Source organism: Mesosutterella faecium (assembly GCF_022809315.2).
In the GTDB taxonomy this organism is placed as follows: Bacteria; Pseudomonadota; Gammaproteobacteria; order Burkholderiales; family Burkholderiaceae_F; genus Mesosutterella; species Mesosutterella faecium.
The window spans coordinates 2,063,685-2,088,300 of sequence record NZ_JAKZJU020000001.1; the positions used below are offsets into that span (position 1 = coordinate 2,063,685).

General features: G+C 62.8%; 15 protein-coding genes. 6 read left to right on the forward strand and 9 right to left on the reverse strand.

The window, feature by feature from the left end; translation table 11 throughout:
• Positions 1–270: 270 nt before the first annotated feature.
• The 4 genes from MUN46_RS09300 (at position 271) to MUN46_RS09315 (ending at position 6,786) form a co-directional block, all read left to right on the forward strand.
• Complete coding sequence (locus MUN46_RS09300) at positions 271–771, forward strand: MerR family transcriptional regulator (protein WP_243377661.1); 501 nt, start codon at positions 271–273, stop codon at positions 769–771.
• The gene (locus MUN46_RS09305; RefSeq protein WP_243377662.1) at positions 768–2,897 is read left to right on the forward strand and encodes a VIT and vWA domain-containing protein; all 2,130 of its coding nucleotides are present in this window, start codon (positions 768–770) and stop codon (positions 2,895–2,897) included. Before MUN46_RS09300 ends, MUN46_RS09305 begins: the two co-directional genes overlap by 4 nt.
• Before the next feature lie 230 nt (positions 2,898–3,127).
• Positions 3,128–4,912 (forward strand): IS1634 family transposase, encoded by a 1,785-nt coding sequence (locus MUN46_RS09310; RefSeq protein WP_285230603.1) that lies wholly within the window; start codon positions 3,128–3,130, stop codon positions 4,910–4,912.
• Positions 4,913–5,055: 143 nt separating this feature from the next.
• Positions 5,056–6,786, forward strand: a complete 1,731-nt coding sequence (locus MUN46_RS09315) for an IS1634 family transposase (protein ID WP_285230558.1) — start codon at positions 5,056–5,058, stop codon at positions 6,784–6,786.
• 126 nt (positions 6,787–6,912) lie between these two features.
• Here MUN46_RS09315 and MUN46_RS09320 read toward each other — a convergent pair whose 3' ends face one another.
• The 5 genes from MUN46_RS09320 to MUN46_RS09340 form a co-directional block, all read right to left on the reverse strand.
• Positions 6,913–7,851: a PPK2 family polyphosphate kinase gene (locus MUN46_RS09320; protein ID WP_243377538.1), complete on the reverse strand. Its 939-nt coding sequence runs from the start codon at positions 7,849–7,851 to the stop codon at positions 6,913–6,915.
• Positions 7,852–7,987: 136 nt separating this feature from the next.
• The gene (locus MUN46_RS09325; protein WP_243377536.1) at positions 7,988–9,874 is read right to left on the reverse strand and encodes a peptidase U32 family protein; all 1,887 of its coding nucleotides are present in this window, start codon (positions 9,872–9,874) and stop codon (positions 7,988–7,990) included.
• Positions 9,875–10,032: 158 nt separating this feature from the next.
• Entirely contained in the window at positions 10,033–11,493 is a 1,461-nt protein-coding gene (locus MUN46_RS09330) for an FAD-dependent oxidoreductase (RefSeq protein WP_281069897.1), read from the reverse strand.
• Positions 11,490–12,122 (reverse strand): response regulator transcription factor, encoded by a 633-nt coding sequence (locus tag MUN46_RS09335; protein WP_243377535.1) that lies wholly within the window; start codon positions 12,120–12,122, stop codon positions 11,490–11,492. The genes MUN46_RS09330 and MUN46_RS09335 overlap by 4 nt, the downstream gene beginning before the upstream one ends.
• A 5-nt stretch (positions 12,123–12,127) precedes the next feature.
• Entirely contained in the window at positions 12,128–13,897 is a 1,770-nt protein-coding gene (locus MUN46_RS09340; RefSeq protein WP_243377533.1) for a sensor histidine kinase, read from the reverse strand.
• A 210-nt stretch (positions 13,898–14,107) separates the two neighbouring features.
• Between MUN46_RS09340 and MUN46_RS09345 the strand changes: the two genes are divergently transcribed.
• Positions 14,108–15,583, forward strand: coding sequence for an FAD-dependent oxidoreductase (locus MUN46_RS09345; protein ID WP_243377532.1), 1,476 nt, complete (start codon positions 14,108–14,110; stop codon positions 15,581–15,583).
• A gap of 126 nt (positions 15,584–15,709) precedes the next feature.
• Here MUN46_RS09345 and MUN46_RS09350 read toward each other — a convergent pair whose 3' ends face one another.
• The 3 genes from MUN46_RS09350 to MUN46_RS09360 all read right to left on the reverse strand — a co-directional run bounded on the left by MUN46_RS09350 (position 15,710) and on the right by MUN46_RS09360 (position 21,376).
• Complete coding sequence (locus tag MUN46_RS09350; protein WP_243377531.1) at positions 15,710–17,911, reverse strand: YadA-like family protein; 2,202 nt, start codon at positions 17,909–17,911, stop codon at positions 15,710–15,712.
• 411 nt (positions 17,912–18,322) lie between these two features.
• On the reverse strand, positions 18,323–19,717 hold the full coding sequence (locus MUN46_RS09355) for an MATE family efflux transporter (RefSeq protein WP_243377529.1): 1,395 nt from the start codon (positions 19,715–19,717) through the stop codon (positions 18,323–18,325).
• Between the two features lie 597 nt (positions 19,718–20,314).
• Positions 20,315–21,376 (reverse strand): flavodoxin, encoded by a 1,062-nt coding sequence (locus MUN46_RS09360; protein ID WP_243377527.1) that lies wholly within the window; start codon positions 21,374–21,376, stop codon positions 20,315–20,317.
• Positions 21,377–21,732: 356 nt separating this feature from the next.
• On the opposite strand from MUN46_RS09360, the gene MUN46_RS09365 reads away from it, so the two are divergent.
• On the forward strand, positions 21,733–23,517 hold the full coding sequence (locus tag MUN46_RS09365; protein ID WP_243377526.1) for a flavocytochrome c: 1,785 nt from the start codon (positions 21,733–21,735) through the stop codon (positions 23,515–23,517).
• Between the two features lie 151 nt (positions 23,518–23,668).
• Here the strand turns inward: MUN46_RS09365 and MUN46_RS09370 are convergent, their stop codons facing one another.
• Positions 23,669–24,553, reverse strand: a complete 885-nt coding sequence (locus MUN46_RS09370) for a LysR family transcriptional regulator (protein ID WP_243377525.1) — start codon at positions 24,551–24,553, stop codon at positions 23,669–23,671.
• Positions 24,554–24,616 lie beyond the last annotated feature (63 nt).

Below are 24,616 nucleotides of genomic sequence, written 5' to 3' on the forward strand. Positions count from 1 at the left end.
TTCTGGTGTTTTTATTAACTGCTACAAAAGACTGCGCCCATCATACCCACTTCTGACGATGAGATCCAGTAAAAAGTGAGTAAATAATCAGCCCTCATCGCTATTCATTAATGTAATAACGATGTCTTTTTAAAGAACTTTTTTCTTTTCAGGTGGATTAATACTCACTCTCATTCAGTACGGTTTTCCCAATTATTCAAAGAGAAGCAGGCCTAAATTATTTGACAGTAATTTATGACAGTAATATGATGCTTTTCAGAGGAGGCTGCCATGCAGAGGAAATTTTCACTGGACGAACTCTCGCAGCTCACGCTGATCCCGAAGCGGACCATCCGCTTCTACATCCAGATCGAGCTGGTTTCGCGCCCCTGCGGCGAAAAGCGGGGGGCCTGGTACACCGCGAGGCACCTGGAGGAGCTGCTGCAGGTCCAGAGGCTCGCCTCTGAGGGGCTCTCGCTTGAAAAAATCAAGCTCCGGATGGAGGCCGGGCAAGGCGGGGGCGAATCCGCAGACCCCGCGCCCGGCACCGTGTCTCTTATTTCCAAGGTGGCTGTGGGCCGCGGCCTTTCGATCCTTCGCGACCCGAAGGCCTGCGAGCTCTCGGGCGAAGCCTTCCGGGGCTTCGTCCAGGCGGTGGTGAAGGCCTATGAATCGGCGCTGGCCGCGAGCGCCCCGCGGGAGGCGGAGAAACCCTGCACCCCCGCCGCAAAAGAGGAAGAAGGGAGCGAGCCCCCCGCGGCAGTCCGCGCAATGAAGGAGAACTCAAGATGATGGATGAAATGAAACCCGGCCTTGTCACAAGAGAAGGGACTCCGGTCCCCCTTACGAGCCTCGCCTGGGAGGCGGAAAACACGGGGCTCCTCCTTCATCTCAAGTGCACGCAGCGCTACAGAAACGAGGGCCGCGGGCCGATTGAGGCGGTCTACACCTTTCCTGTGCCGATCGAGGCGGCCGTCGTGAGCTTTTCCGCCACTCTTGGCGGCATCCGCAGGACGGCCCGGGCGATGAAGCGCTCCAAAGCCGAGGAAACCTACGAAAACGCCGTGGAAAACGGCGACTCGGCCGCGATGGTGGAGTACGCCGACGACGGCCTTCTGACGGCGAACCTCGGCAACATCGCCCCGGGCGAAGACGCGCTCGTGGAAATCGAGGCCGTGCTGCCGCTTCACTGGCTGTCCGGCACGGTGCGTATTGCGATCCCCACCGTGGTCGCGCCCCGCTACAGCAGGGACGGCAGTGAGGAACCGCTCCTTCCGCACCAGCAGGTGGAGACGAACGTCCTCGCCTCCTACCGGGCGGAGGCGCGCTTTACGCTCACCGGACCCCTTGCCGCGGCGACCATCGCCGCACCCGGCCACCGGATGGCGGTCTCCCCGGGCAAAGACTCAACCGTCGTGAGGATCACCGGCGCGAAGGCGGACAGCGACTTGATCCTCCTGCTATCTGACGTCCCGCCCGTGAACGGGGCCTGGTTCGCGGCGGATGGGGACGGGTGCGCCGCCTGCGTGACCCTCACCCCCGCCTCCGGAAAGCTCGTTTCGCAGCCCGCCGCCTTCAGCATCTTGGCCGACTGCTCGGGCTCCATGGAAGGCGTCTCGATCCTCAAGGCGCAGGAGGCGCTCGCCGCCCTCACCGAGTGCCTGTCGGATCGCGACAGTGTGACGTTGAGCCGCTTCGGGAGCGCCACGGAAGTCCTGATTCCGAAGCCCTCGCGCTTTACGTCTGTCTTTTCAAGGCGGGACTACCTTCCCGCCGTGCGCTCGATCGAGGCGGACCTGGGCGGCACCGAGATGGAGGCCGCGCTCGAGCGCGTGCAGGAGCTCGGCCCCCGGGACGTGCTGCTCATCACCGACGGCGAAGTCTGGGACAGCGACAAACTCAAGGCCCTCGCCGACCGCTCCGGGATGAGGATATTCGCGCTCGGGATCGGGGCTGCCCCGGCGGAGTCCGTCTTGAGAAGCCTCGCCCTCTCTTCCGGCGGCTCTTATGAAGCGGCCTCGCCCACTGAAGACATGCGGGAGCCTGTGCGAAGGCTCGTCGCCCGCATGCGGCTTCCCGCGGCGGGAAAGCCCTCCCTTTCCTGGCGCGACCCCGCGCTCGTGTGGGCCTCGCCCCCCCAGGGACTCTTCTTAAACGACAGCGTCACGCTGTTTGGGTGGCTTTCTGACCGGCCCACGGCGCTGCCCAGCCTTGCCTGGCGTGACTCTGAAGGCAAAAAGCAGAGCGCGCGCCCCGAGGCCTGGGCGGAAGCCACAGGCCCGGAGCTTCGGCGGGCCGCGGCCCGCGTCCGCTTCGAGGAGATCACCGACTCCGAAGAGCAGGAGGCGTTTGCCGAACAGGAGAGCCTTCTCACGCCCTGCACGAGCCTCGTGCTCGTTCGGGAGCGCACGGAAGAGGAAAAGCGCGCCTCCGGCGGGGCGCTCCCGGAAATGATCCGCGTGCCCCAGATGGAAGTGTCCGAGAGGCCGGAAGCTGAGATGCGGGGAATCCTCACGAGCGAACCCCGCGGGGCGACGCTGCTGAGACAGAGGGCGCTGCTTGATACCGCCGAAATCGAAGCAGAACTTGCCTCCCCCTGCGAAGACCGTTCCTCGGAGAACCCGTCCGATCAGAGAAGCTTTCCGGACGATGCCCTCGAGGAGGGCTGGGAGCGTGAGCTCGCCCAAAGCCTCCAGTCCGCAGAGGACCTGGAGATCTGGCTTAAGAGCCGGGGGGCGGGCGTCCCGGAAGCCTTCTGGAAGAAGGCCCTCGAGATCTGCGAAAGGGACGGCGCGGGCAATCCCGAAGAAGCGGCCTGCCTCCTCTGCCTCATTTGGGCTTTGATCAGGATCGCAGACCAGGGCGAGAGCAGGCTTGCTTTCTTTGTCCTTCTTCGGCTCCTGCTCCTCAGGCCCTGATTGGAAAAGAGCTGGCTCAAGGAGCTCGATCAATTCGCAGGCCGCGAAGCGTAAAAGAGAAGCCTCGCAAAAAGCGGAAACTCCCGCGATCCTAGCTCCAGAAGGGGTTGACGCAGGACAAACTCAGGCCAAATTAATTTCAAATATCCCGGAAATTCAATGATTTGAATTTGCCGGGGTATTTATTTTATGGTATCATAGTCTATAATTAATAAAAACATGCTATCGCCATGGATTCTTCTGAAAACGCCTCCGGCAAAATGAACTTTTCCACTTACACGGACAAACAGGGAAGGACCTATGTCTACACCTACCGCAACAAGTGGGATCCAAAGAAACATCAGTCGCGCATTGCGGAGCGGCATCATGTCGGCAGGCTGGATCCGCAGACCCGCCAAGTCCGTGTGGGAAAAGCCTTTCTTGCCCTTCATCCGGAATACGCTGGCAGGGACTGGTACTGGGCTGGAAACTCACTGGTCAGCGCACAGGACGTCGGAGAAGCGGAGCCGCAGGAACCGGCTTCCGATGAAGGCTGGGAGCAGAACGAGACCGTTTCCATGGGCTGCACCTGGGCGGCCCGGGAATACTGCATTCTCCACGGCATCAGGGATGACCTGAAGTCCGTGTTTGGCGCGGATCTTGCTGAAAAGCTCATGGATCTGGCCATCTTCCAGTTCGACGCCGGCCAGGCCATGATGCTCTACAGCGACTGGCTCTCAGGGGTTTATCTGCCGGGGGCCCGGCCTTTGTCCAGCCAGAGAATTTCCGAAGTTCTGGAACAGGTGGACCGCGACAAGCTCAAGGCCTATTTCAAGCTCCGCTTCAAACGCTCTGCCGAGGAAGCCCGGCAGCGCAGCGCCCTGATCAAAGCCTCGCTCAAGCCCGGCAGCTATGTCCCGCCGCAAATGCTGGCGCTGGACAGCACGAGCATCTCCACCTACTCCGAGACGATCAGAGACGCCGCCTACGGTCATGCCAAACAGAACCCGGAACTCAGGCAGGTCAATCTCGCCTTCGTCTGCGACTACGTCACCGGAGAGGCAGTCTTCGCCCACATTTACGAGGGGTCCATCAATGACGCGGCCTCTTTCCGTGAAATCCTTTTTCAGATGCGGGACGAAGGCATTGAACTGGACAAGATGCTCCTTGTCACGGACCGCGGCTACAGCAGCATCATGAACACCCAGAAATCCCTGGAGCTGAACCTGCGGTTCGTCCAGGGCGTGCGGGTCGTCGAGGACTCGGTCAAACGAAAGTTTGACAAACACAGGAAGGATTTTGAAAAACCTGCCTGCCAGTCCGGCCTGCTGGAGGTTGCCGCCGTCACCGCGCCTGACGCCGAATGGCGCTCCAACCGCCAGGACGTCAAGGTTGCCCTCCATCTCTACAGAAACAACATCCGGGCAGCAAAGGAATCTTTTGACCTGCTCAAGGCCATCGAGAAAGCCTTGAAAAAGAAGAATGAAGGGCGTTCTGTCGACAGCCAGGCCTGGCAGGACGTTAAAAATTTTCTGACCTGCACAAAGGATGACTCAGGACGTCCGGTATGGAAGCCTGACTACGAAGCAATCGAAAAGGAAACGCGCTATTACGGCTGCTTTGTCATCCGCACCAATGAGATTGCGGATCCTTTCGCCGCTTTGGAAATTTATCGGGAAAGGAATGTGGTCGAGCAGTCCTTTGACCAGTTTAAAAACGAAATCCACGGCGACAGGATCCGCTCGACGGACAGCACCTACATCGGCCGGCTGTTCATTTACATCCTCGCGCAGACCCTCAGGACCAGGATGTCCTTCAGTGCGAGGGCTCAGACTCAAAGCAATTCTGATCTGAAGCTCCCGGGCAATTCCCTGACCCTCGCACTGGCCAAACTCAGGAACGTCCAGGCCACGAAGTTGAAGACTCACAACAAATGGGTCAGCCAGCAGTTAGCAAAAAAGCATCGTGATTTGTTCACGATGCTTGGTCTGCCCGTTCCTCCCAGGGTTCTTAAACCCAAACTCCCATTTAACTGATCAAGAAAAAGGATGACGTAAGTCAAACAACCTCTTATTAAAGTTGATAACTCCGTGATTTCTTTGAAAAAGAAATTGTGGAGTTTTCTTTTATAATGTAAAATGATCCATATTTTATTAATAATGATCATAAAGGCTGTCCCATGCGCCGAAACAACCCTGACAGATGGCATTTCACTGTTGAAACAAACGCCCAAGGACTTTCTTACGTCTATGCCTATCAGACACGCTGGGATCCAGTGAAAAAGCAGTCCCGCCGCAGCGCGAAACGCTATGCGGGGCGGCTGCATGAGGATGGCAGAGTGTCGTTTGGGAAGCGCTTCCTGGCTGATTTTCCCGCCTATGCCGAAGGTGACTTCTTTTACGGAGTCGACAAAACCCTCGTGGATGAAGTGACCTACCGGCAGGACTTTCCGGCCGCACCCGGACCCAAGCCAGAGGAAGATCCGGAGCTGGATGAGACGCTCAGCGCCGGCGTGACCTGGGCGGCCGAGTCCATTGCCGATCAATCCGGGATGCGCAGCGATTTGAAAGCAGTCTTCGGAGACGATGCCAATGACCTGCTGGCGCTTGCCATTTACAAGCTTGACAACGGGGGATCAATGGCCGCCTGCGAGGACTGGCGGCGCAACGTTTACCTCCAGACCCGCAGCCGGCTCAGCTCCCAGCGCATCAGCGAACTGATGGAAAGCGTGAAGCAGAAGAATGTCGAGAGTTACTTTGCCCTGCGGCACCAGAGGATTCTCGAGCAGGCGAGAAGCCGGCAGGAGAAGACTTTTTACGCCTTGGACAACACTTCCGTCTCCACGTACTCGACTACCATCGATGATGCTGAATTCGGGCATGCCAAACGCGATCCAGAGCTCAGGCAGATCAACTACACCTTTGTCTGCGACCAGGCCACCGGCGACATTGCCTATGCGCATGCCTATGCGGGCTCCGTCAATGACGTCACCGCCCTGAGCGACATTCTTTACCGGATGAAAAGCGCCGGATTTGACCTTGAAGACACGGTTCTTGTGACGGACCGAGGCTATGGGAGCCTCTATAACGTGCAGAAGATGCTCGATCTCGAGCTGCGCTTCATTCAAGGCGTCCGCAGGGCCGAAGACTCAGTCCTGCGTGCGCTTGACCGCTACAGCGCGTCTCTGCGCGACGTGAGCTTCTACAACCCCAGGCTCGAGGTGTACGCAAGGACGATCAAGGAAGACTGGACCCGGAATACGGATTTCGGCCCCGTTGGAAAACCGGTCTACGTCCACCTTTACCGCTTTCCGGGAGGAGATGAGCTTGAGATGAAGCAGCTGGCGGCCAGAATCGAGGATCTGCTGGACATCCTCAATGAAGGCGGCAGGCGGCCCGATGACCTGTGGAGAAGCTGCGGGCGCTTTGTAGAAAAGGTCTCTGGCAGGAACGGAGCGCTGAGATGGGTCAGGAAAGATGACGCAATGCGGGACGCCTGCCGCTATGCCGGCATGTTTGTTCTGCGGACCAATGAGGAAGAGGATCCCTTCCGCGCTCTTTGGGCTTATCGCCTGAGGGGACGGGTCGAACTCGACTTCAACCAGTTCAAGAACCAGGTAGACGGAGACCGTCTGCGCTGCTCGCAGACCGGGTACATTGGAAAGCTGTTCATCTGCACTCTGGCCGCCGCCATCAGGCTCATGATGCTGAAGCGGGCCCGCGACTGTGCTGCTCCGGGAGTCTCTCTCCCGCACAACTCGATTGACTGCCTGCTGGCAAAGCTAAGGTGCATCAAGGCGGACAAACGCCCCAGCGGCAATGCCTGGGTGACGCGGCCCATAACGAAGAAGCAGCGGGATTTTCTCTCGCTGCTTCTGTCGGTGCCCTTCCCGCCTAAAGTCCTGCGTTAGGGATCAGTTAACCGGGAGTTTAGGTCTTAAAGACTAGAAACCCCGGGAGTTCAGGAAAAAGGCTCCCGGCTCTTCCCCCCTGCAAGGGGAAGTGCCGGGAGCCCTTCATTCACAAATCCAAATCCCTCAGATCGCTTTGCCGAAGTGGGCCTTCAATTTCGCCAGATCCGTCGAATCGCTTTCGGCCGCGAGCTCGAGCAGCTTCTTCATCTGCTCGATGTTCTTCTTCGTCTCTTCGTTCGGCTCCGGGAAGCGGGGGTTGATCGCCTCGAGCGCTTCGAGCGTGATGAGGGAGACCACGTAGCGCGTGTACCACTTGTCGTCGGCCGGCACGATGTACCAGGGGGCCTCCTTCGTGGAGGTGGCCTCGATCGCTTCCGCATAGTCCTTCTGGTAGTCGTTCCAGTAGAGCCGTTCGGTGAGGTCCGACATCGAGAACTTCCAGTTCTTGTCGTCGCGCAGGATCCGCTCGGCGAGCCGCCGCTGCTGCTCGGTGCGCGAAACGTGCAGGAAGATCTTCACCATCGGAAAGCCGTTGTGGGCGAGGTGCTTCTCCCAGGCGGCGATGTCGGCGTAGCGCTGCTTCCAGATGTCTTCGTTCACGAGCTCGGGCGGCAGGCCGCTGTCCTTGAGGAGCTGGTGGATCCTCACGGTCACCACGTCCTCGTACTGCGAGCGGTTGAAGATCCCGATTTCGCCGCGCGAGGGAAGGTTCACGTTGAAGCGCCAGAGGTAGTCGTGGTCCTTTTCAAGGCTCGTGGGCTGCTTGAAGGAAACCACCTTCACGCCCGCCGGGTTCAGGGGCCCGAAGACGTGCTTCACCGTCCCGTCCTTGCCCGCGGCGTCCATCGCCTGCAGCGCCAGAATGAGCCCGTAGGTGTTCTGAGCGAAAAGCTTTTCCTGATAGTCCTGGAGCTTCAGAATCACTTTCGGGAAAAGCTCCTTTTCAACCTTCGCCCGGTCGATCTTCACGTCGCACGCGGTCGGCCGCTTCGTGAGGTCGACCCGGGTTCCGGGCTCGATCCTGTAGCGGTCGACATCCACGAGACACTTTGACTTGTCCATCGGTTACCTCCTTCAATTGTTTTTAAGCAAAGGCGCTTTCGCCCTCTGCTGATGAGATTACCCTTTTCTGCTGAGGCCGTACGCCGTGAAATTGAGGTGAACCTATAAGGAAACCGGCCCCTTAGGTCATTTTTTTTCAGGGGCAGGAGGCCGGGGCGCGCCTCTTGCCGAGCAGCGACATCTCGCAGGGCCCGCAGTGAAAGACGGCCTTGAGCTCAATGTCCCCCGAGCGCAGGTAAAGCGGCTCCGGCCGGATCTTCTCGCCTCTTTTCTTCGCTTCCTTGGGGCAAAGCCCCAGCGCGTAGCGCACGCAGTGCCTGCAGCGCATGAGCTCCACCTCGCCCGTGACTCCGCCCTTCTCGAAGGCCATCTGCGTGACGCGAGCGCCGTGCAGCCCGTAAAAGCGCACCGCCTGCTCGTTTTCGACGTTGGCGTGGTAGTCGAGCTCGGGCTCGGGAAAGCGCGCTCCGGGCTCGGGCCGGGCCCGCTCGGGCCGCCTGTAGGCTTCGCGGCGCTTTTGCTCGAGGAGCCCTGCCGCCTCGCGGCGCAGCCCGTTCAGGATCGAGACGGGCAGAAACCGCGGCGCGTCCCACTCGATGTCGACCGAGGCCGCGCAAAAGCCCGTGCCCCCGAATTTAGCAAGAGACGCTTTCGCCTGGGCGGCTGCGCGCTCCGGGTTCTTCGCGGGCTCGAACCGCCCGGAGGCCAGGGCCTCCGCTTCGATCCCCTCGGGATCGGCAAGATGCAGCCGCACGGCCTTTTCGGTCACGGTCGCCTTCACGGCAAGCGGGACGTCCCTCGAAGCGGTGTCGCCCGCCATCAGCTTCGACCAGGCGGTGTCGCGGTTGCGCATCAGGTCGAGCCCTGCCTTGAGGCCCCTGATGCCCTTTGGCCGCTCCCGCGTGAACACCTCCCAGAGGCCGCTTTGCAGCTCCTCAGCCCTGTTCACGAGCAGCCCCGAGAGCTCGCCGTTTTCAAGCCAGAAGGTGAGTCCGTCGCCGTTGTGCAGCGCCTCGCGCGTCTTCACGGTGAAGCTCTTTTCGCCTACGCGCCTGACGCGCCCGATCGGCTGTCCCGCGTTTTTGGGCGTCTCGAAGTCCCAGATGCGGCCCCTCGTCCCGTGGATGAAATAATCGGTCCCGCCGCGGTTGAAGCTTCGGGCCGGATCCGGTTCGAAGGAGAAGACCGCCCTCCCCTCGCTTTCCCGCGCGTATTCCGGGTGCTTGTCAAGGAGCGCGTCAAAAAGCTTCCGGTAATAGGCGGTCACGTTCTTCACATAGGCCATGTCTTTGAGCCGCCCCTCGATCTTGAAGCTGCGGACCCCCGCGGCGGCGAGGGCCTCCAGGTTCGACCTCTGGTCGTTGTCCTTCAGGGAAAGCACGTGCGAGCGCTCGGCGAGCACTTCGCCCGACTCGGTCCGCACTTCGAAGGGCAGGCGGCAGATCTGGGCGCAGGAGCCGCGGTTGGCACTGCGGCCCCGCATCGCCTCGCTGGCGTAGCACTGGCCGCTGTAGCTCACGCAAAGCGCCCCGTGGATGAAGTATTCGATCCGGGCGCTCGTAAGGGCCCGGTGGATCGCTTCGATCTGGGCAAGCGAGAGCTCCCGCGCGGGCACGATCTGGGAAAAGCCCGCCGCCTCCAGAAACCTCGCCTTCTCGGGCGTGCGGATGTCGCACTGCGTGGAAGCGTGCAGCTGGATCGGGGGCAGATCGCACTCGAGAAGCCCCATGTCCTGCACGATGAGCGCGTCAACCCCGGCGTCCCAGGCCTGCCAGGCGAGCCTTGAGGCCGCCTCGAGCTCGCTGTCGCGAAGGATGGTGTTGAGGGCCATCATGACCCTCGCCCGGTAATGGTGGGCGAACTCGCAGAGCCGGGCGATGTCGGCGATCGAATTCGCGGCCGCGCTGCGGGCGCTGAACAGGGGGCCGCCGATGTAAACGGCGTCCGCTCCGTGCCGGATCGCCTCGATGCCGATGTCGGCCGTCCTGGCCGGCGAAAGAAGTTCCAGTTTCTCCGCTTTCATCACCGAGCTGCTCCCCGGCGGCGGCCATCCCTCCCCGCCTTCCTGAAATCTAAAATGTGCGAACCAGGCTTCTTTCCGTTGAAAGAGGCTTCCGCTTCGCGATAAATTAAACTAATTTTGTTTAATTTAATAATCATATAAAAGCCATATAAATATACTTATAGGCTCAAAAGAGCCGCCCCTTTCCCTGCAATTCGGCCAAACACGACCGCATCGGTCAGGCCGTTGGCTCCGAGCCTGTTGCTGCCGTGCACGCCCCCGGTGATGGTTCCCGCCGCATAAAGCCCGGGGATGGGCTTTCCCGCGGCGTCAAGGCAGCGCGCCCGCTCGTCAATGTCGAGCCCGCCCTCCGTGTAGTGAATCGTCATGCCGGCGTAGCAGGCCCAGAAGGGAGGGTGGCTCAGAGTGTAGCGAAGCTCGCGCGGAGACTTCCCCAGGGGATCGCGGCGGGTTCTGACCGCGCGGTTGTACTGGGCTATGGTCTGGGCGAGCGCCGGGGCGGGAACGCCCATTTTCTGAGCGAGTTCCCGTACGCTTCCCGCTTTCCAGGCCTCACCGGCCTCGAGCGCCTCAACCGCCTCCTTCTGGATCAGGATCCCGTAATCTCTGAAGCCCGCGTCGTCAAGCACTGAGTAGGCCAGCTGATGGGGCTGCGCGAGCACTGTATCACGCAGAACGTCCCTGGGGCCGTCCTCGCGGATGAAACGCCTCCCTTCGGTGTTGACGAAAATGAATCTCGACACCACGGAGTGAAACCTCACCCGGTGCGATTTCCCCGGAGGGCAGCCCGGAAGGCACTGAATGTACTGCATGTCGCGCAGGGCCGCGCCGTGCCTGTGAGCCGCGAGCATCACCTCGCCGGTCGAAGACGGGACGTTGTCGGTCGTGAGCCCCTGCAGCCGCGGGGCGTACTGCCCGATCAGCCGGGCGTTGGCCGCAAAGCTGCCGGCCGCGAGCACCACGGCTTTCCGCGCCTGCAGCGTCCTAGTTCGCGCTCCGTCCTGCACCACCACGCCGGCGGCCCGCCCGTCCCGGAACACCAGGTCGACCACCGGCGCGGACGTAGCGATTTTCACGCCGAGGCGGACCGCCTCGGCCGAAAGCGCCCTGATGTAGCCCTGCCCCAGAGGAAGGACAGGACAGTGGCAGCGGGCCCAGTGCCCGCCGTAGAGCTCGATCACCTCGGGCTTGAAGCGCATACCGAGTCCCTCAAGCCAGCGAAGGCTTTCCGTCGAATTCTCAACCAGGCGCCGGACGAGCGCGGGCTTAGCCTTCCGGCCTCCGTACTCAAACGTCTGCCGGTAAAAGAAATCCGGCGAATCGGAGATGCCCTGCCGCCTCTGCCGCACGGGATCGAGAGCCGCAAAATAACCGCCCGAGATCAGCGTGTTCCCGCCTATTTCCGGCGCTTTCTCAAGCACGGTTACCCGCGCGCCGGCCGAAGCCGCCTCGACCGCAGCTGACAGGCCGGCCGCGCCCGAACCGACCACAATAACGTCCGCTCCGCCCCTCAGCCAGTCCCGCAGGCTGGCGCCAAGCGAAAAGGCCTCAGAAACTCCGGGCAGAGCGAGTAGCCCGGACGTGGCAGCGCCCAGAGCCTGCCTCCTGTTCATCATCATGGCTGCTCCTGCGGTATTTCGCCGATGAACCGGAGAAAAGCGTGCGCATCAACCGCCGTCCGGATCCCCAGCTTGTGCAGAGCGTTCGCCCGGTGGATCTTGACCGTCTGCTCCGCAATCCCCAGGTCTATTGCGATCTGTTTGTTGAGCGCTCCCTGAGCCACCTGCCTCAGCACCATCTTTTCCCGGTCGGTGAGCGTGTCGAAAAGCGCCCTGCGCCTGATTTTTTGCGCCCTGCCGGCCCGCTGCCTGAGGTTGTCCTCGATCAGGCGGCACACGATCGACTGGAGCTTTTCCGGCCTTACGGGCTTTTCCAGGAAATCCGCCGCCCCGCGCTTGAGCGCCAGCACTGCGGACTGGACGGTGCCGTGCCCGCTCAGGAACAAAATTGGAAGATCGCATCCCCTGTCGAGCAGCTTCTTCTGCAGCTCAAGCCCGCTCATGCCTCCCATGCGGATGTCAAGGACAATGCACCCGGGGCGGGAAAAATCGCCCCGCTCGAGCATCTCCTCGGCGCTTTCGAAAGCTTCGGACTCCAGCCCGATGATTTTCAGGATGAAACGTTCCGAATTCCTCACGGTTTCTTCATCGTCGACGATCCTGACCAGTGGAACTGAACTCTCTGACATGTGCGTCACTCCTTGCCTGCCTCCTCGGGCTGCGGCAGATACAGCTCCGCCGCGAGCCCGCGAGGCGTAAGGCGCCTGAAGCTCAGGTGCCCGCCGTGCCCCTCCGCGATCACCCTGCAGATCGACAGTCCCAGCCCAAGTCCGTCGCTGCGGGCGCTGCGGGTCGGTGCGGCCAGGCTCTTCAGGGTCTCGTCCGAAATGGGCGGGCCGTTGTCTGAAACCGTCAGCCTCCAGAACCCGTCTTCGCCAGCCAGATCCAGGGCGATCGCCGGACCATCGATTTTTTGGATCGCAGCGCCCGCATTCCGAAGAAGATTGACCACCACGAGCTCGATTTCAAGGGGATCAATGAGGCAGAGAGCCGGGCTCCCGCGCCGCCTTGCGATGCGCACGCCCCGGGAATACGTGCTGTGGGAAAAGGCCTCAAGAGCCTTGTCCACGACACTCTCCAGGTCCTCGAGCCGCCTCACCCGGGCCTCGTTCCTCGCGTAGGAGCAGACGCGCCCGACGATTGCGGAAACCCGCTCCGACTGAGCCGTGATCTCCCTGAGCGCCTCGGCCACCATCGGGTCGGCATCGCGGCCCTTCAGATACATCCGCAGGCCTCCTGCATAATTGATGAGCGAGGCAACGGGCTGCCTCACCTCGTGGGCGAACATCGAGGAGAGCCCGCTCACGACGCCCGCCTTTTCAAGCGCGAAAAGCCTCTCACGGCTTTTTCTCTCGTTTTCCTGCGCGCGATCCTTTTCTTTCAGCGCCACCTGCAGGGCATGGGTGCGGATCTTCACGATCCGCCTGACCGAGACCACGTAGAACAAACCGAAGGCGAGCAGCGCGGCAGCGGCGAGCAGGATAAACCGGTAGCGCCGAAGAAGAGCCCGCGGAGAGTTTTCCCTCAGGTAAGCATATGGACCGATCTGCAGATTCCGGTACAGGCTGCGCACCTGGCTGAAATCGCTCGCGAAGCCCCAGCTGTTGCCCTCGGGCGTTTCCGGCATCGTGAGCAGGGCGACGGACACGGATTTGACAAGGTCAGACGAAGCGCGCGGCAGAGAGGCGAAAACCACCCCGGGATAGAGATCCGTGGACACCCGGCAGGCGAGGCCTCCCGAGGGCTTTTCGTTCAGGATACGGAAGTCCCTGGCGTTAATAAGTCCGGCCTGGGTCATCATTTCAAAGTCGCAGGCCTTGAGGATTCCCACGTCCGCGTCCCTAGAAAGCACCAGAGCTGCGACATCGGGCAGCCCGTAGCCGGTGAACTCCGTGCGGCTGAAAAATCTCTGGGGATCAAAGCCAGCGCTGAAGAGCTCCCCCAGGGCAATGATCCAGCCGTCAAAGGACTGGGGGTCGGTCGCAACGGACCTCGCACCCTTCAGGTCCGAGAGTCCGCGCAGGGCCGAGTCGGCCCGCACGAGGAACACTGATCCCATGGACCGGGCGGGATCCCGGGCACCCCGGGGATGATGAGTTGCCAGATGTCTTGCGCCGCTTTCTTCCTCAATGCTCGCAAAAGAACCGCTCGGAGCCATGAAAAAATCGATCCTCCCCTCCTTCGCCTCCCTGCGAAGCGCCTCGGGAGAAAGCTCCACCGACTGAAACCGGATCCAGGGCATCCTTGCCCTGAGCCTTTCCATGGTGGGCTCGAAGGTCTGCACATAAAACCACGGGCCGACGTTGGTTGAAACAGCGACCACAACCGGTTCTTCCCGCGCCAGGGCAGCCTGGGGCCGGGCAAGGAGAAACGCGGCGGCAATCAGCATCAGCACTCTTTTCATGTCTGGGACGAATCGAAAACCCGCCGCCCCATCTTAGCGGCGCGCGCGCCGTGATTCCACTTTGCTGCCCCCCCCGAAAAGCCTCAGGCCCGGACGCTAAGCCCTAGGTCTTAGAACCAAGAGGTATTCCTGAGGGCGGCGGCCCATTTCTACAATTTTTCTCAGGAACCGGAAGGAAAGAGTTCCTGACTTCATTTAAGGAGAGAATCCATGACAGCCCTCAACAGACGCCGTTTTCTCGGATCCGCCGTCGCCGGCACCGTTGGCCTTGCCGCGGCTCCGGCCTTTGCCGTCGAGAACCCCTGCAAACTGCCGCGCAAATGGGATGAAACCTTTGACGTGGTGGTCGTAGGCTCGGGCGGCGCAGGCCTCTCTTCCGCAGTCTCGGCCGCCCAGCACGGCGTTAAAAACATCCTCATTCTGGAAAAGATGTCGTTTGTCGGGGGCAACACCTCCATTTCGGGCGGCGGCTTCAACACCTACGATCCGCCCCGGCAGAAGGCCCAGGGCATCGTCGACAGCCCCGAGAACCATTTCAAGAACACCATGGCCGGGGGCGACTACCGCGCCAACCCCGAGCTCGTGAAGACGATGACGGAAAACTCCTACGCGGCCCTGCAGTGGCTCGAGTCGATGGGCATGAAGTTCAAGCCTAAGGTCTACCAGATCTACGGCGGGCTTTATCCCCGCGCCCACGGGCCCTACGGCTCGCTTGGCAGCGACTACATCAAGGTGCTCGAGCCTGAGGCCCTGAAGCTCGGAGTGAAGATCCGCACGAACTCCCGGGTCGTCCGGGTGGTCCGCGAGCAGCCGCTGGCGGGCCAGGTCCTCGGCATCGAATACAAGGACAAGGCCGGAAAGTCTCATTTCATCCGCGCCCGCAAGTCCGTGATCTGCGCGACCGGCGGCTTCGGCGCGAACCCCAAGATGCGCGCCAAGTACGATCCCCGGTTCCTGAACCTCACGACCACGAACCTGCCCTGCTCGACCGGCGACCTGATCCCGATCCTCGAGGACATCGGCGCGGACACCGTCGGCATGGACTTCATCCAGTGCAACCCCGGCTGCCCTCCGGGACGCAGCCACCGCGTCATCATGCACCTGAACGCCGCGAACTTCATCATGGTGGGCAAGGACGCGAAGCGGTTTGTGGCTGAGGACGAGCGCCGTGACGTGATCCGCGACGCGGTGCTCGCGCTGCCCGGCCAGACAGGATTTTCCATCATCGACAGCCGCGGATTCTCCGAGCTGAACCTCGGGCACCAGAACGGCGCAAAGAAAGGCCTCGAGACGGGAGACGCGTGGACCGCCGACACGATCGAGGAGCTCGCGAAAAAAATGGGCGTGGATCCCGTGCAGCTCAAGAAGACCGTGGACGAATACAACAAGGGCTGCGACGAGAAGAAGGACGCCTTCGGGAAGAAGCCGCGCAACCTCCGCAAAATCGAAAAGGCTCCCTTCTGGGCCTGCTACGCCGGCATGTCGGTGCACCACACGATGGGCGGCATTGTGATCAACAAGTACACCCAGGTGATCGACCGCTACGGCAACGTGATCCCGCACCTGCACGCCGTGGGCGAGCTCACCGGCGGCATCCACGGAACGAACCGCCTGGGCGGGAACGCAATCTGCGATATCTTCACCTTCGGGCGGCTCACGGGCATCGCCGTGGCCGAGGGCAAGTAGCCCTTTTCTCCGGCTGCGCCCGTCCCCGGCCAGTGCCGGGGCGGGCCGCCGGTGCTCCGGACCCCCGTTTTCCGGTTCGGAAGCGGGGGCCCTTTTTTACTGCGGCTTTAAAGCCTGCGCCTTGCGTCAGCGCATGTTGAGCCTGGCCTTGATGGCGCGGATTTCCTCGGTGAGGCTGTCGATCCGGGCCGCCGCGGCCTCAAGCTTCGTGCTGGAGCTCGCGAGCCTCGCCGACAGGTCCCGGTTCTCGGCGGTGAGCGCGCTCACTTTCTCCGCCATACCCTGCGGGCTCGCCGAGGCCTGGCTGCCGCCGAAGCGGTAGGTGAGGCCCGCGTTCACCATGTGGTTGTCGGAGGCCGAGGAAGCGTATCCGACGGACATGAGGAGATTGCCCGTGTCGGTCGGGTACCAGAAGGCCCCCACCGCAACGCCCTCCCGGCTCTTGTAGTGGCCGAGCCCCACGGACATCTGGAAGCGGTGGCTGGGATCGAAGTCGACCGGATGGAGGGCCGCGAGCGCCGCGGAGGCGGCACCGACCTTGTCGATCTGGCCGTCGAGATCGTTCACCCGGTGCGTGAGATCTCCGATCCCCGCGGCGTTTTTGTTAATCCCCTGCTGCACCTGGTAGAGCTGGCTGCCGTTCACCGCGTCCGTGGAGGAAGAGGAGACCTCGCCCGCGGCCACGTTCGTCATTTTCAGGCCTCCGGCCTGGATGCCCGACTGGCTGATCGAGACTCCTCCCACGGCGACGGAAGAAAAGACGACGTCCTCAGCGGTCGCCACGGTGTATTCGATCCCACCCTGGGCGTTGGCCTGGGAGGTCACCTGAATGTTCTTTCCGGCAGAGACGGTGCTGTGCTTCTTCGCCTCGGCGACAGCCTCGGTGGCATCGGCCTTCACGGCCTTGAGCTGCGCCACGTTCACGGCATCGGTGTCAAGGCTGCCCGCCGCGAGCCCCGTGATCTGGCGGGTGATGCCCTGCGAGGCGTCGCCGATCGAGACGGCCCCGCGGGTGGACAGCCAGGCGCTGTCCGTGCTGGTCGAGGCGGCCTTCGTCCCCGGATCGTAGCCCGCCCTGCCCGCCTCCGTTGAGGCGACGGATTCGGACCCCAGCGCCACGCCTCCCTCGACCGTGGCGTTCGCCTTGTAGCCCACGGAGACGACATTAGCCTTGTCCGTCGCAAGCGTCGTGTCCGAAGAGCCGATCACGACGGCGTTATTCGCTCCGGAGAGGCTGCGGCGGTCGCCCACCACCACCGCGCCTGTGGTGTCCTTCACTGTGTTCTCAGAGCCCAGGACGCTGACGTGCTGGACATTTTCCGCGGTGTTTTTGTAGCCGTCGAGAAGGTTGTACCGGCTCACGGACCCCGAGGACCCCTTGAGGGTGTTGTTGACGCCGATGAGCTGCGAGGCCTGGGTGTAGTCAGCGGTGTTGCCGCCGCCGATCGCCAGGGTGGAGCCGCCGCCTTCCGAGCTCCTGATCACGCTTCGCAGCGTGTCGGCCAGCTCTTTGGCAGAGTCGCCTCCGCTCGACGGGGCCCGGATCGCGGCCACTGAATTGGTGACCTCGTTGCCCGCGCCGAAAATGAGGGAGCCGTTGGCGTTGGCCGTCCGGTTGGCCACGCCGACAATGCTGCTGGCGACGCCGGAGTAGTAGCTGCCCGACATCGACTCGATGCTGTTCAGGGATCCGGTCACAGTCGCGCCGAAATTCTTCACCGCATTGGAGAGCCGTCCCCCGTTGTAATCGCTCGAAATGATGTTGAAGGCGCCGGTGGAGGTCGCGAATGCGCCGTTCGTGAAGCTGTTCGCGCCCAGCGTCGTCTCGTAGACGTTCAGGGCGTAGGTGCGGGTGGAGGCCGTGTCGACAGTGGTGTCGCCCAGGGCCCCGGAATAATTGTGGGACCCGATCATGGTGCTGCCCGTCCGGGCGAACGTGTTGTCGCCGATGGCAACGCTGCCCACCACCTTTGAAGGATCCTCAGGAATCCGGGCGGAAGAAAAGATGGATCCTGAGAACTTCGTCTGCCCCAGGGCGAAGCTTGCCTCCGCGCCGCCCGCCATGTTCTCCACACGGGCATTTTTGCCGATCGCTATGCTGCCGCCCTGGCTCGCATAGTTGTTGATGTTCGCGCCTGCGCCGACCGCGATGTCCCCGGTCGCGCTGCTCGCGCCGTTGGAATAGCTGATGCCCGCCCCTTTCCCGATCGCGACGTTTTCCGCTTTCGGGGCGCTGCTGCCGGTGCCGAGGGCCACGCCGCTGCCGGAGCCCGGGGTCGTGTCCGCGGCCTGCGCAAAGGGCGCCGAGAGAATCAGGGCCGCGGCCACCGCCGCAGCGGCTGCGCTCCTTTTGATGCCTAAGGCAGGATCACGCGGGTTTATGGGGGGGGGGTAGTCATAAAGTGGTAGTTACCAAACTGCATGAGAAGCTCCTGTGACAGGGGTAAAAATGGACAAAAGACACCGGAAAAATAGAAAAAAGCTATTTGAAGCAGCCAGGCGCAGCACGAGGGGAGCTCCTTCTCCCTCCGGCTGAACGCCTGTAACTTTGACAAAAGTAAAGAAAATCCGGCCTTTGTAAGGAAGACACCTTATCAGATCGCCGCGCCTTTTGAAGCGGGCTTTACCCTTATGGACTTATAGAAAAAAAGCAATCCGCCGCGTCCTTTTTCCAAGCCGGAGGCGGCCCGAAACGAGGAAGGCCGGAGGCTGCGGGCCCCGCCCCGGGGCTTCCCTTTCTCAAGGCTTTTTCAGGCCGAACGCCCCGGCCGGCTTTTCGAGAGCCGCCCGGGAGAAGTGCCTCAGGAGAGCCAGCATCGCCGCCGCAGCAAGGACGAGCGCCGCATCCGCCCCCTGCCAGAACGCCACGGCGCCCGCGTTAAAGCCGGTTCCGGGGAAAACGCCCGAGAACACGCACCCCAGCGCGAGCCCGACACCGCAGAGCAGGAGGCTGCTCACCGCCATCGGCAGAAACGTGACCTGATAGCCCCTCAGGATGTTGGAGCAGGAGCACTGGAGGCTGTCCATCACGTGATAGAGCGGCACCCAGGCGAGAAAGGCCACGGTGACGCCGCGGATCGCGGTGTCCGAGGTGTAGAAGGCCGCAATTTCAGCCCGGAAACTCCAGGTGAGCGCCGCGATCACCAGGGCGCAGCCGAGAGAGAAGCAGACGCCGAGCCAGGCCGCCTCGCGCGCCCGCGCGGGCTTTCCCTCCCCGAGGGACTGCGCGACGAGGACGCTGCCCGCCACGCCCACGGCCAGAGGCAGCACGTAGTAGAGCCAGACGAGGTTCGCCACGATCTGATGCGCGGACAGGGCCTCGACCCCGAGCCTCGCGATGAAAATGGCCATCAGGGTGTAGGAGGACATCTCGAAGAAGCTCGAAAGCCCGATGGGAACGCCAAGCCTCAGCAGCCTCGCGAGCACTGCAGGGCGGAGCCCGGCGCGGGCCCCGGCGCGCATGCGCGCGAAGCGGGGGTGCAGCAGCCACACGAGCGCATAGGCCGCAAGCGAAAAAGAGCAGGAAACGGAGCTCGCAAGCCCCGCACCCGCCCCGCCCATCGCAGGCAGCCCCAGGCCTCCGTAGATAAAGTGCAGGTTGAGCGGGATTTTGAGGGCGACCGAGGCCAGCATCACGCCCATCGTGATCACCGGCATGGAGACCGCGGAGTTCACCGCGACGAAGCTGCGGGCGAAAATCACCGCGGGGATGCTGGCAAGCGCCGCATGGATATAGTCCCGGGCCACGCCCGCCGCGGGCCCGGTCATGCCGGCAAGCTCCAGCCAGAACGCCGTTCTCGAGCCCAGAAAAACGGCGAGGACCGACAGCGGAAGGCCGAGCCAGAGCCCCTGCACGAGGCTCTGCCCGATCTTCGGATAGTCCTTTGCGCCGAAAAGGTAGCCCGCAATCGGCGAGAGCCCCTGGATCACGCCGGCAAAGGATACGAGGATCCAGTTGATCACCGTGGCGCCCAGCGCCACGCCCGCGAGCTGCTCGGCCGAGAGATGCCCCACCATGACCGTATCCAGCGTCCCGGTGAGCACGATGGCGAGATTCGCGACAAAAATGGGGCCGGCAAGCGACGCGATCTGCCGCAAAAGCGAAGGGGCGGGCGAACTGGGATTCTGGGGCATGCCGAAACAGGGGAAGGCGGCGCTGAAAGCAGGCGGTCAGTCGATCCGGGCTCTTCCAAACGGAAAAAGCCCCGCCGGCCTCCTGAGCGTCAGGGATTTCAGTATACCTGCCTGCCGCCCCCGTCCTCAGGGCGGGCTCCGGTCCGCCTGCCGCAGGGCCTGCCCCGCGGAAGGGCGGCCTGCGTGATTCATCACGGCAACGAGCGCAGGGTCATAGAAAACCGGAGGCCTCTTTGCCCCTTGGCGCCTTGCAGCAGCCGATGGATGTGCACTGCAAATTCAGGCGTAATTGCGCCCAAATTTGCAGTACAAAAAATACCTGAAATATCTTTTCAGAACAAAGCATTGAAATGATGCTCCCGCAGCATGACTGCAAAAATGGGCGCAATTGCGCCCATTTTTGCAGCAGAGGGCGGAGGACAGCCTCATGCCCGGCGCTGCCGCCGCGCTTCGCCCCGCCCGGGCTTCCGGCTTGAGTCCGCCTGGGCCCGCGGTTTGTCCGTGTCAGCGGAGCGCCTTTCAATAATCCGCCTTCTGCCTTTCTTCGGCCTGCGCGCAGAAGATGGCGCCAGAGGCGAGGGCGGAAAGCCCGGCCGCCTAGTCCAGCCCCTTCAGGTGCTTGAGAATCCGGGCCCTTGAGTAGCGGATGTCGCTGCTGTAAAGGGCAAGGGGCTCAGTGACCCGGGCCCCGGGCGCGAGCCGCCCGAGAGCCTTCAGGCTCTCCCCCGCGCCGCTCCCGCCGTGCGTCACGATGGGCACGATCCGCTTGCCCGCAAAGCTGTGGGCCGTAAGCCAGGAGGCGACAGGGCGCGGCACCGTCCCCCACCAGAGGGGATAGACGAGAATCACGGTGTCGAAGGCCCCGGGGTCCTCCGTTCCCTCGCGAAGGACCGGGAGAGCCCCCACTTCGAGCTCCTTTCTGGCCCGGGCGGTCGTTTTCCCGTACTGTGCGGAATAGGCTTCCCCGGCCCGGATCGAGGAGAGGCTGCCGCCCGCGATCGACTGCGCGATCAGGGCAACCATTCGCGAGTTTCCAATGAGCTCCCTGCCGTCGCGCATAAGCGAGGCTCCCGAGACCGCGTCGGCCCCGGGAGACACCGGGGCGTTCTCGGGCCAGGTGAAGTACACGGTGAGCACGCGTCCCGGCAGTGGCGCTTTGTCTCCCACGAGAAGCTCGGCCTGCTTCACTTCGACCGTGTTGAACCAGCGGTCGAGGTACGGGAGCCCGAAGACCGCGGCAGCCGCGAGCATGAAGGCTCCCGCTCCGGCCGCATAGGCCGCGCGGCTGCGGCGCAGCAGCCCCGACATCTGGAGCACATGCCCGAAAAGCGCGAGAAGTGCCGCCCCGGCGGCAAGGAGGTGCGCCGAGCGCCAGTTGAAGTCCCCGGCCTCCCCCAGCCAGCCCGTGAGCACGACGCCGGAGACGAGAAGGAGCAGGAGCGAGCCGGCGAGAAAAAGCGTGATCAGCGCGGTCTTCAGCGGGGCCTTCCTCTTCGAGCGGAAAAAGGGAAGCGCGTGCCAGAGCACGAGCGCGAAAAACGCGAGCCCCAGCACCTCGTGCAGGATCCGGGGGAGGAGCAGCCCCGCAAGCCCGAGAAAAAAAAGCGCGAGAAGCAGCGCTGGAAGCGCCCGGGGCCTCCCGTTCGTGATTGCCGCCATCTTGGGTCCGTTCTCCTTTTTATTGCCGCCCCGCGCCTTCGCCCGAAAGCCCGGGGCTTTTGCTTTTTGCGAACGCTGTCCCCCAATCTAGCATCCGGGGCCGCCTCCCGTCAGGAGCCGGGGGGGGGGGGGGGGGGGGGAAAGCGCCCCGGGGCTGCGGCGAAAGCCCGAAGCGGCAGCCCCCTTCTCTCCCGATTTTCCGGGGCCCCTGCCCGTTTTTTATATATAAAACAAATAATAAAAATATTAAATATATATTTTACATTTATGTTCCCCGGGCCTAGATTTTCTCCTCGTCTGCGGCTTTGCCCCTCTTTCTGAAGAGGCCGCAGCCCAGAATTCAAAGGAGAAAAAGCATGAAAATGAAAGCGATCGCCCTTTGCCTGCCCGCGCTTTTGACCGCCGCGGGGGCCGGTGCCGCCGTGAAGGACGGCACCTACGAGGCCCGGGTGCTCGGCCACAACGCGCCGATCAACGTGCTCGTCACGCTCGAGCACGGCCGCATGACCGACATCAACGTCACCCACAACCTCGAAAGCCCCGGCGTCGGAAAGACCGCGATCGACCTCCTGATCCCGAAGATGCTCGCGGGGCAGACGACTGAAGTCGACGCCGTGACCGGCGCGACCTTCTCGAGCTTCGCCCTGAAGCAGGGCGTGCGCGAGGCTCTCAAAAAGGCCGGGGCCTCGGACTCGGACTTCGCGTCCAAAGCCGCGCCGAGCGCCGCGGCCGCGCCGCTTCGGACCCGCAGCGAAGTGGTCGTGATCGGGGGCGGCGGCGCGGGGCTGGCTGCTGCGGTGAGCGCCCTGCAGAACGGGGCCACCGTCACCATCATCGAGAAGATGGGCTACCTCGGGGGCTCGACCAACGTCTGCGGAGGCGCCTTCAACGCCTCCGACACGTCCTTCCAGCGCGCGATGGGGATCAAGGACAGCCCGCAGAAGCACTTCGAGAACACGATGAAGGGCGGGCACATGACAAACAACCAGGTGCTCGTGCACAACCTCGCTGACCACGCGAAGGAAACGCTCATGTGGCTTGAGACCATGGGGCTTGAGGTGAACCCGAAGGTGGGCGCGGCGACCGGGGCTCTCTTCCAGCGCTCGCACTACCCGAACCCCGCGGGCGGCCACACCTACGTGGCGGTCCTCGAGCACAAGCTCCACGAGTACGGGCCGGACCGCGTGAAGGTGCTCCTTGAGACGAAGGCGACCGACCTCATCGTGCAGGACGGGCGGGTCGTGGGCGTGAAGGCGCAGGGCAAAAACGGCCCCGTCATCGCCTCGGCCACGAAGGGCGTCATTGTGTCCACGGGCGGCTTCGGCGCGAACGTCGCCTTCCGCCAGAAGGTGAACACCGGGATCTGGAAGGAGGCGAAGTTAGACGACCGGATCGGCTGCTCCAACATCTCGGTCGCGGCCCAGGGCGACGGCCTCATGATGGCGCAGAAGGCCGGAGCGGAGTTGATCGGCCTCGCCGACATCCAGATCCACCCGAACGGCACCCCCGGCACCGGCCTCATGCTCGACATCAAGACTTCGGGCAGAAACCGCCTCTTCATTAACGAGAACGGCGACCGGTTCGTGAACGAGGGCGCGGCCCGCGACGTCCTTTCGAAGGCGGTCTTCGCGCAGCCCCACTCCTCCTACTGGCTCGTGCAGAACTACCTGCGCTACCCCGACGAGCACGCGATCGACCTGCTCTCGGGCCGCCGGATGAGCGATATGCTCGAGCAGGGCCGGGTGAAGAAGGCGAAGGACCTCGAGGAGCTCTCGCGCATGACCGGGATGCCGCTCGACCACCTGAAGGCCTCGATCGAGGAATACAACAAGGCCGTGCGGAACAAGGGCACGCCCGACAAGTACGGCTTTGTCGCGAACCACACCGACGACCGCGAAATGACGAAGGGCCCCTGGTACTTCGCAAAGAAGGTGCCCACCATCCACCACACGATGGGCGGGATCCGCGTCGACGTGAAGGCCCACGCGCTGGATAAAAACGGCCGCTGGGTGAAGGGCCTCTACGCCGCGGGCGAGACGACCGGCGGGCTGCACGGCGAAAACCGCCTGGGCGGCAACGCCGTGGCCGACTGCATGGTGAACGGGCGGATTGCGGGCAGGAACGCCGCGAACGCGCTCTGACCTCAGCCACCCGGAACCTGGCCTCCCCGCTTAATTTTCACCGGGCGGGGCCGGGCACCGGAAGTGAAAGGCCTGATCTTTTCCCCCCGGAGGCCTGGCATGGCAGCCCCGGGGGGCTTTTTTGCCCTCACGGGGCCCCTTCCCCAGCCGCTTAAAGGCCCTCGAGGTAGCGCTTCGCCTCGGCGACAGCCGGCGAGTCCTCGCCCTTTCGCGTGATGCACTTGAGTTCGAGATAGACCTTCTCCTTGAGCTCCCGGTAGCGCACATTGGGCGGCAGGGTCTCGAGGCACGCCCTCGGAACAAGCGCGATCCCCATGCCGCAGTTCACGTAGCAGAGCTGCGAAAAGACGCTGCCCGCGATGGTCGAGATCTTGAGCGAGAGGCCCTTTTCCAGGCACTGCGAGACGACCGCGTCGTGGTACTCCGGGGCGTTTTTCCAGTCGGTGATCACGTAGTCCTCGTTTTTGAGGCTCGCAAGCGACACCTGCTGGTACTGCGTGAGCGGGTGCCAGGAGGGCATCACGACCACGAGCTCGTACTTCCGGACCAGGGCGAGGTCGAGGTCGTCCCGCGTGGCCTCGCTCAGGTAGCCCAGGCACAGGTCGACCTCGCGGGCGAGCAGCTCGCCCGGCATCTGATTGCTCACGAGCTGCTTCACCCTGATCTGCATCCCCGGGTAGAGGAGCCTCAAGTGGCTCACGAGCCCGGGGAGCACGGACTGCGTGATCCAGGGGATCGCCCCGATCCGGATCGTGCCGGAGACGCCCTGCACCACCCCGGCGAGCGACCCCTCGAACCCCTCGATCTGGCGAAAGAGCTTTTCGCACAGGGGCAGCAGCCCCTTGCCCTGCTGCGTGAGCCGCACGCCGCGGGGCGTGCGCTCGAAAAGCTTCACGCCGAGCTCCTCCTCGAGCTCCGCGATCTGCATGGAAAGGGGCGGCTGCGTCATGTGCAGCGTGCGGGCCGCGACCGAGAAGCTGCCCTCGCGCGCGACCACGAAGAAAAGCCAGTAACTGCGAAGCCTTCGTATATTCATATATAAAACAAATAACAAAAATATTTAATATATATTTTACATTTATTCCCGGCCCGTCTAAAG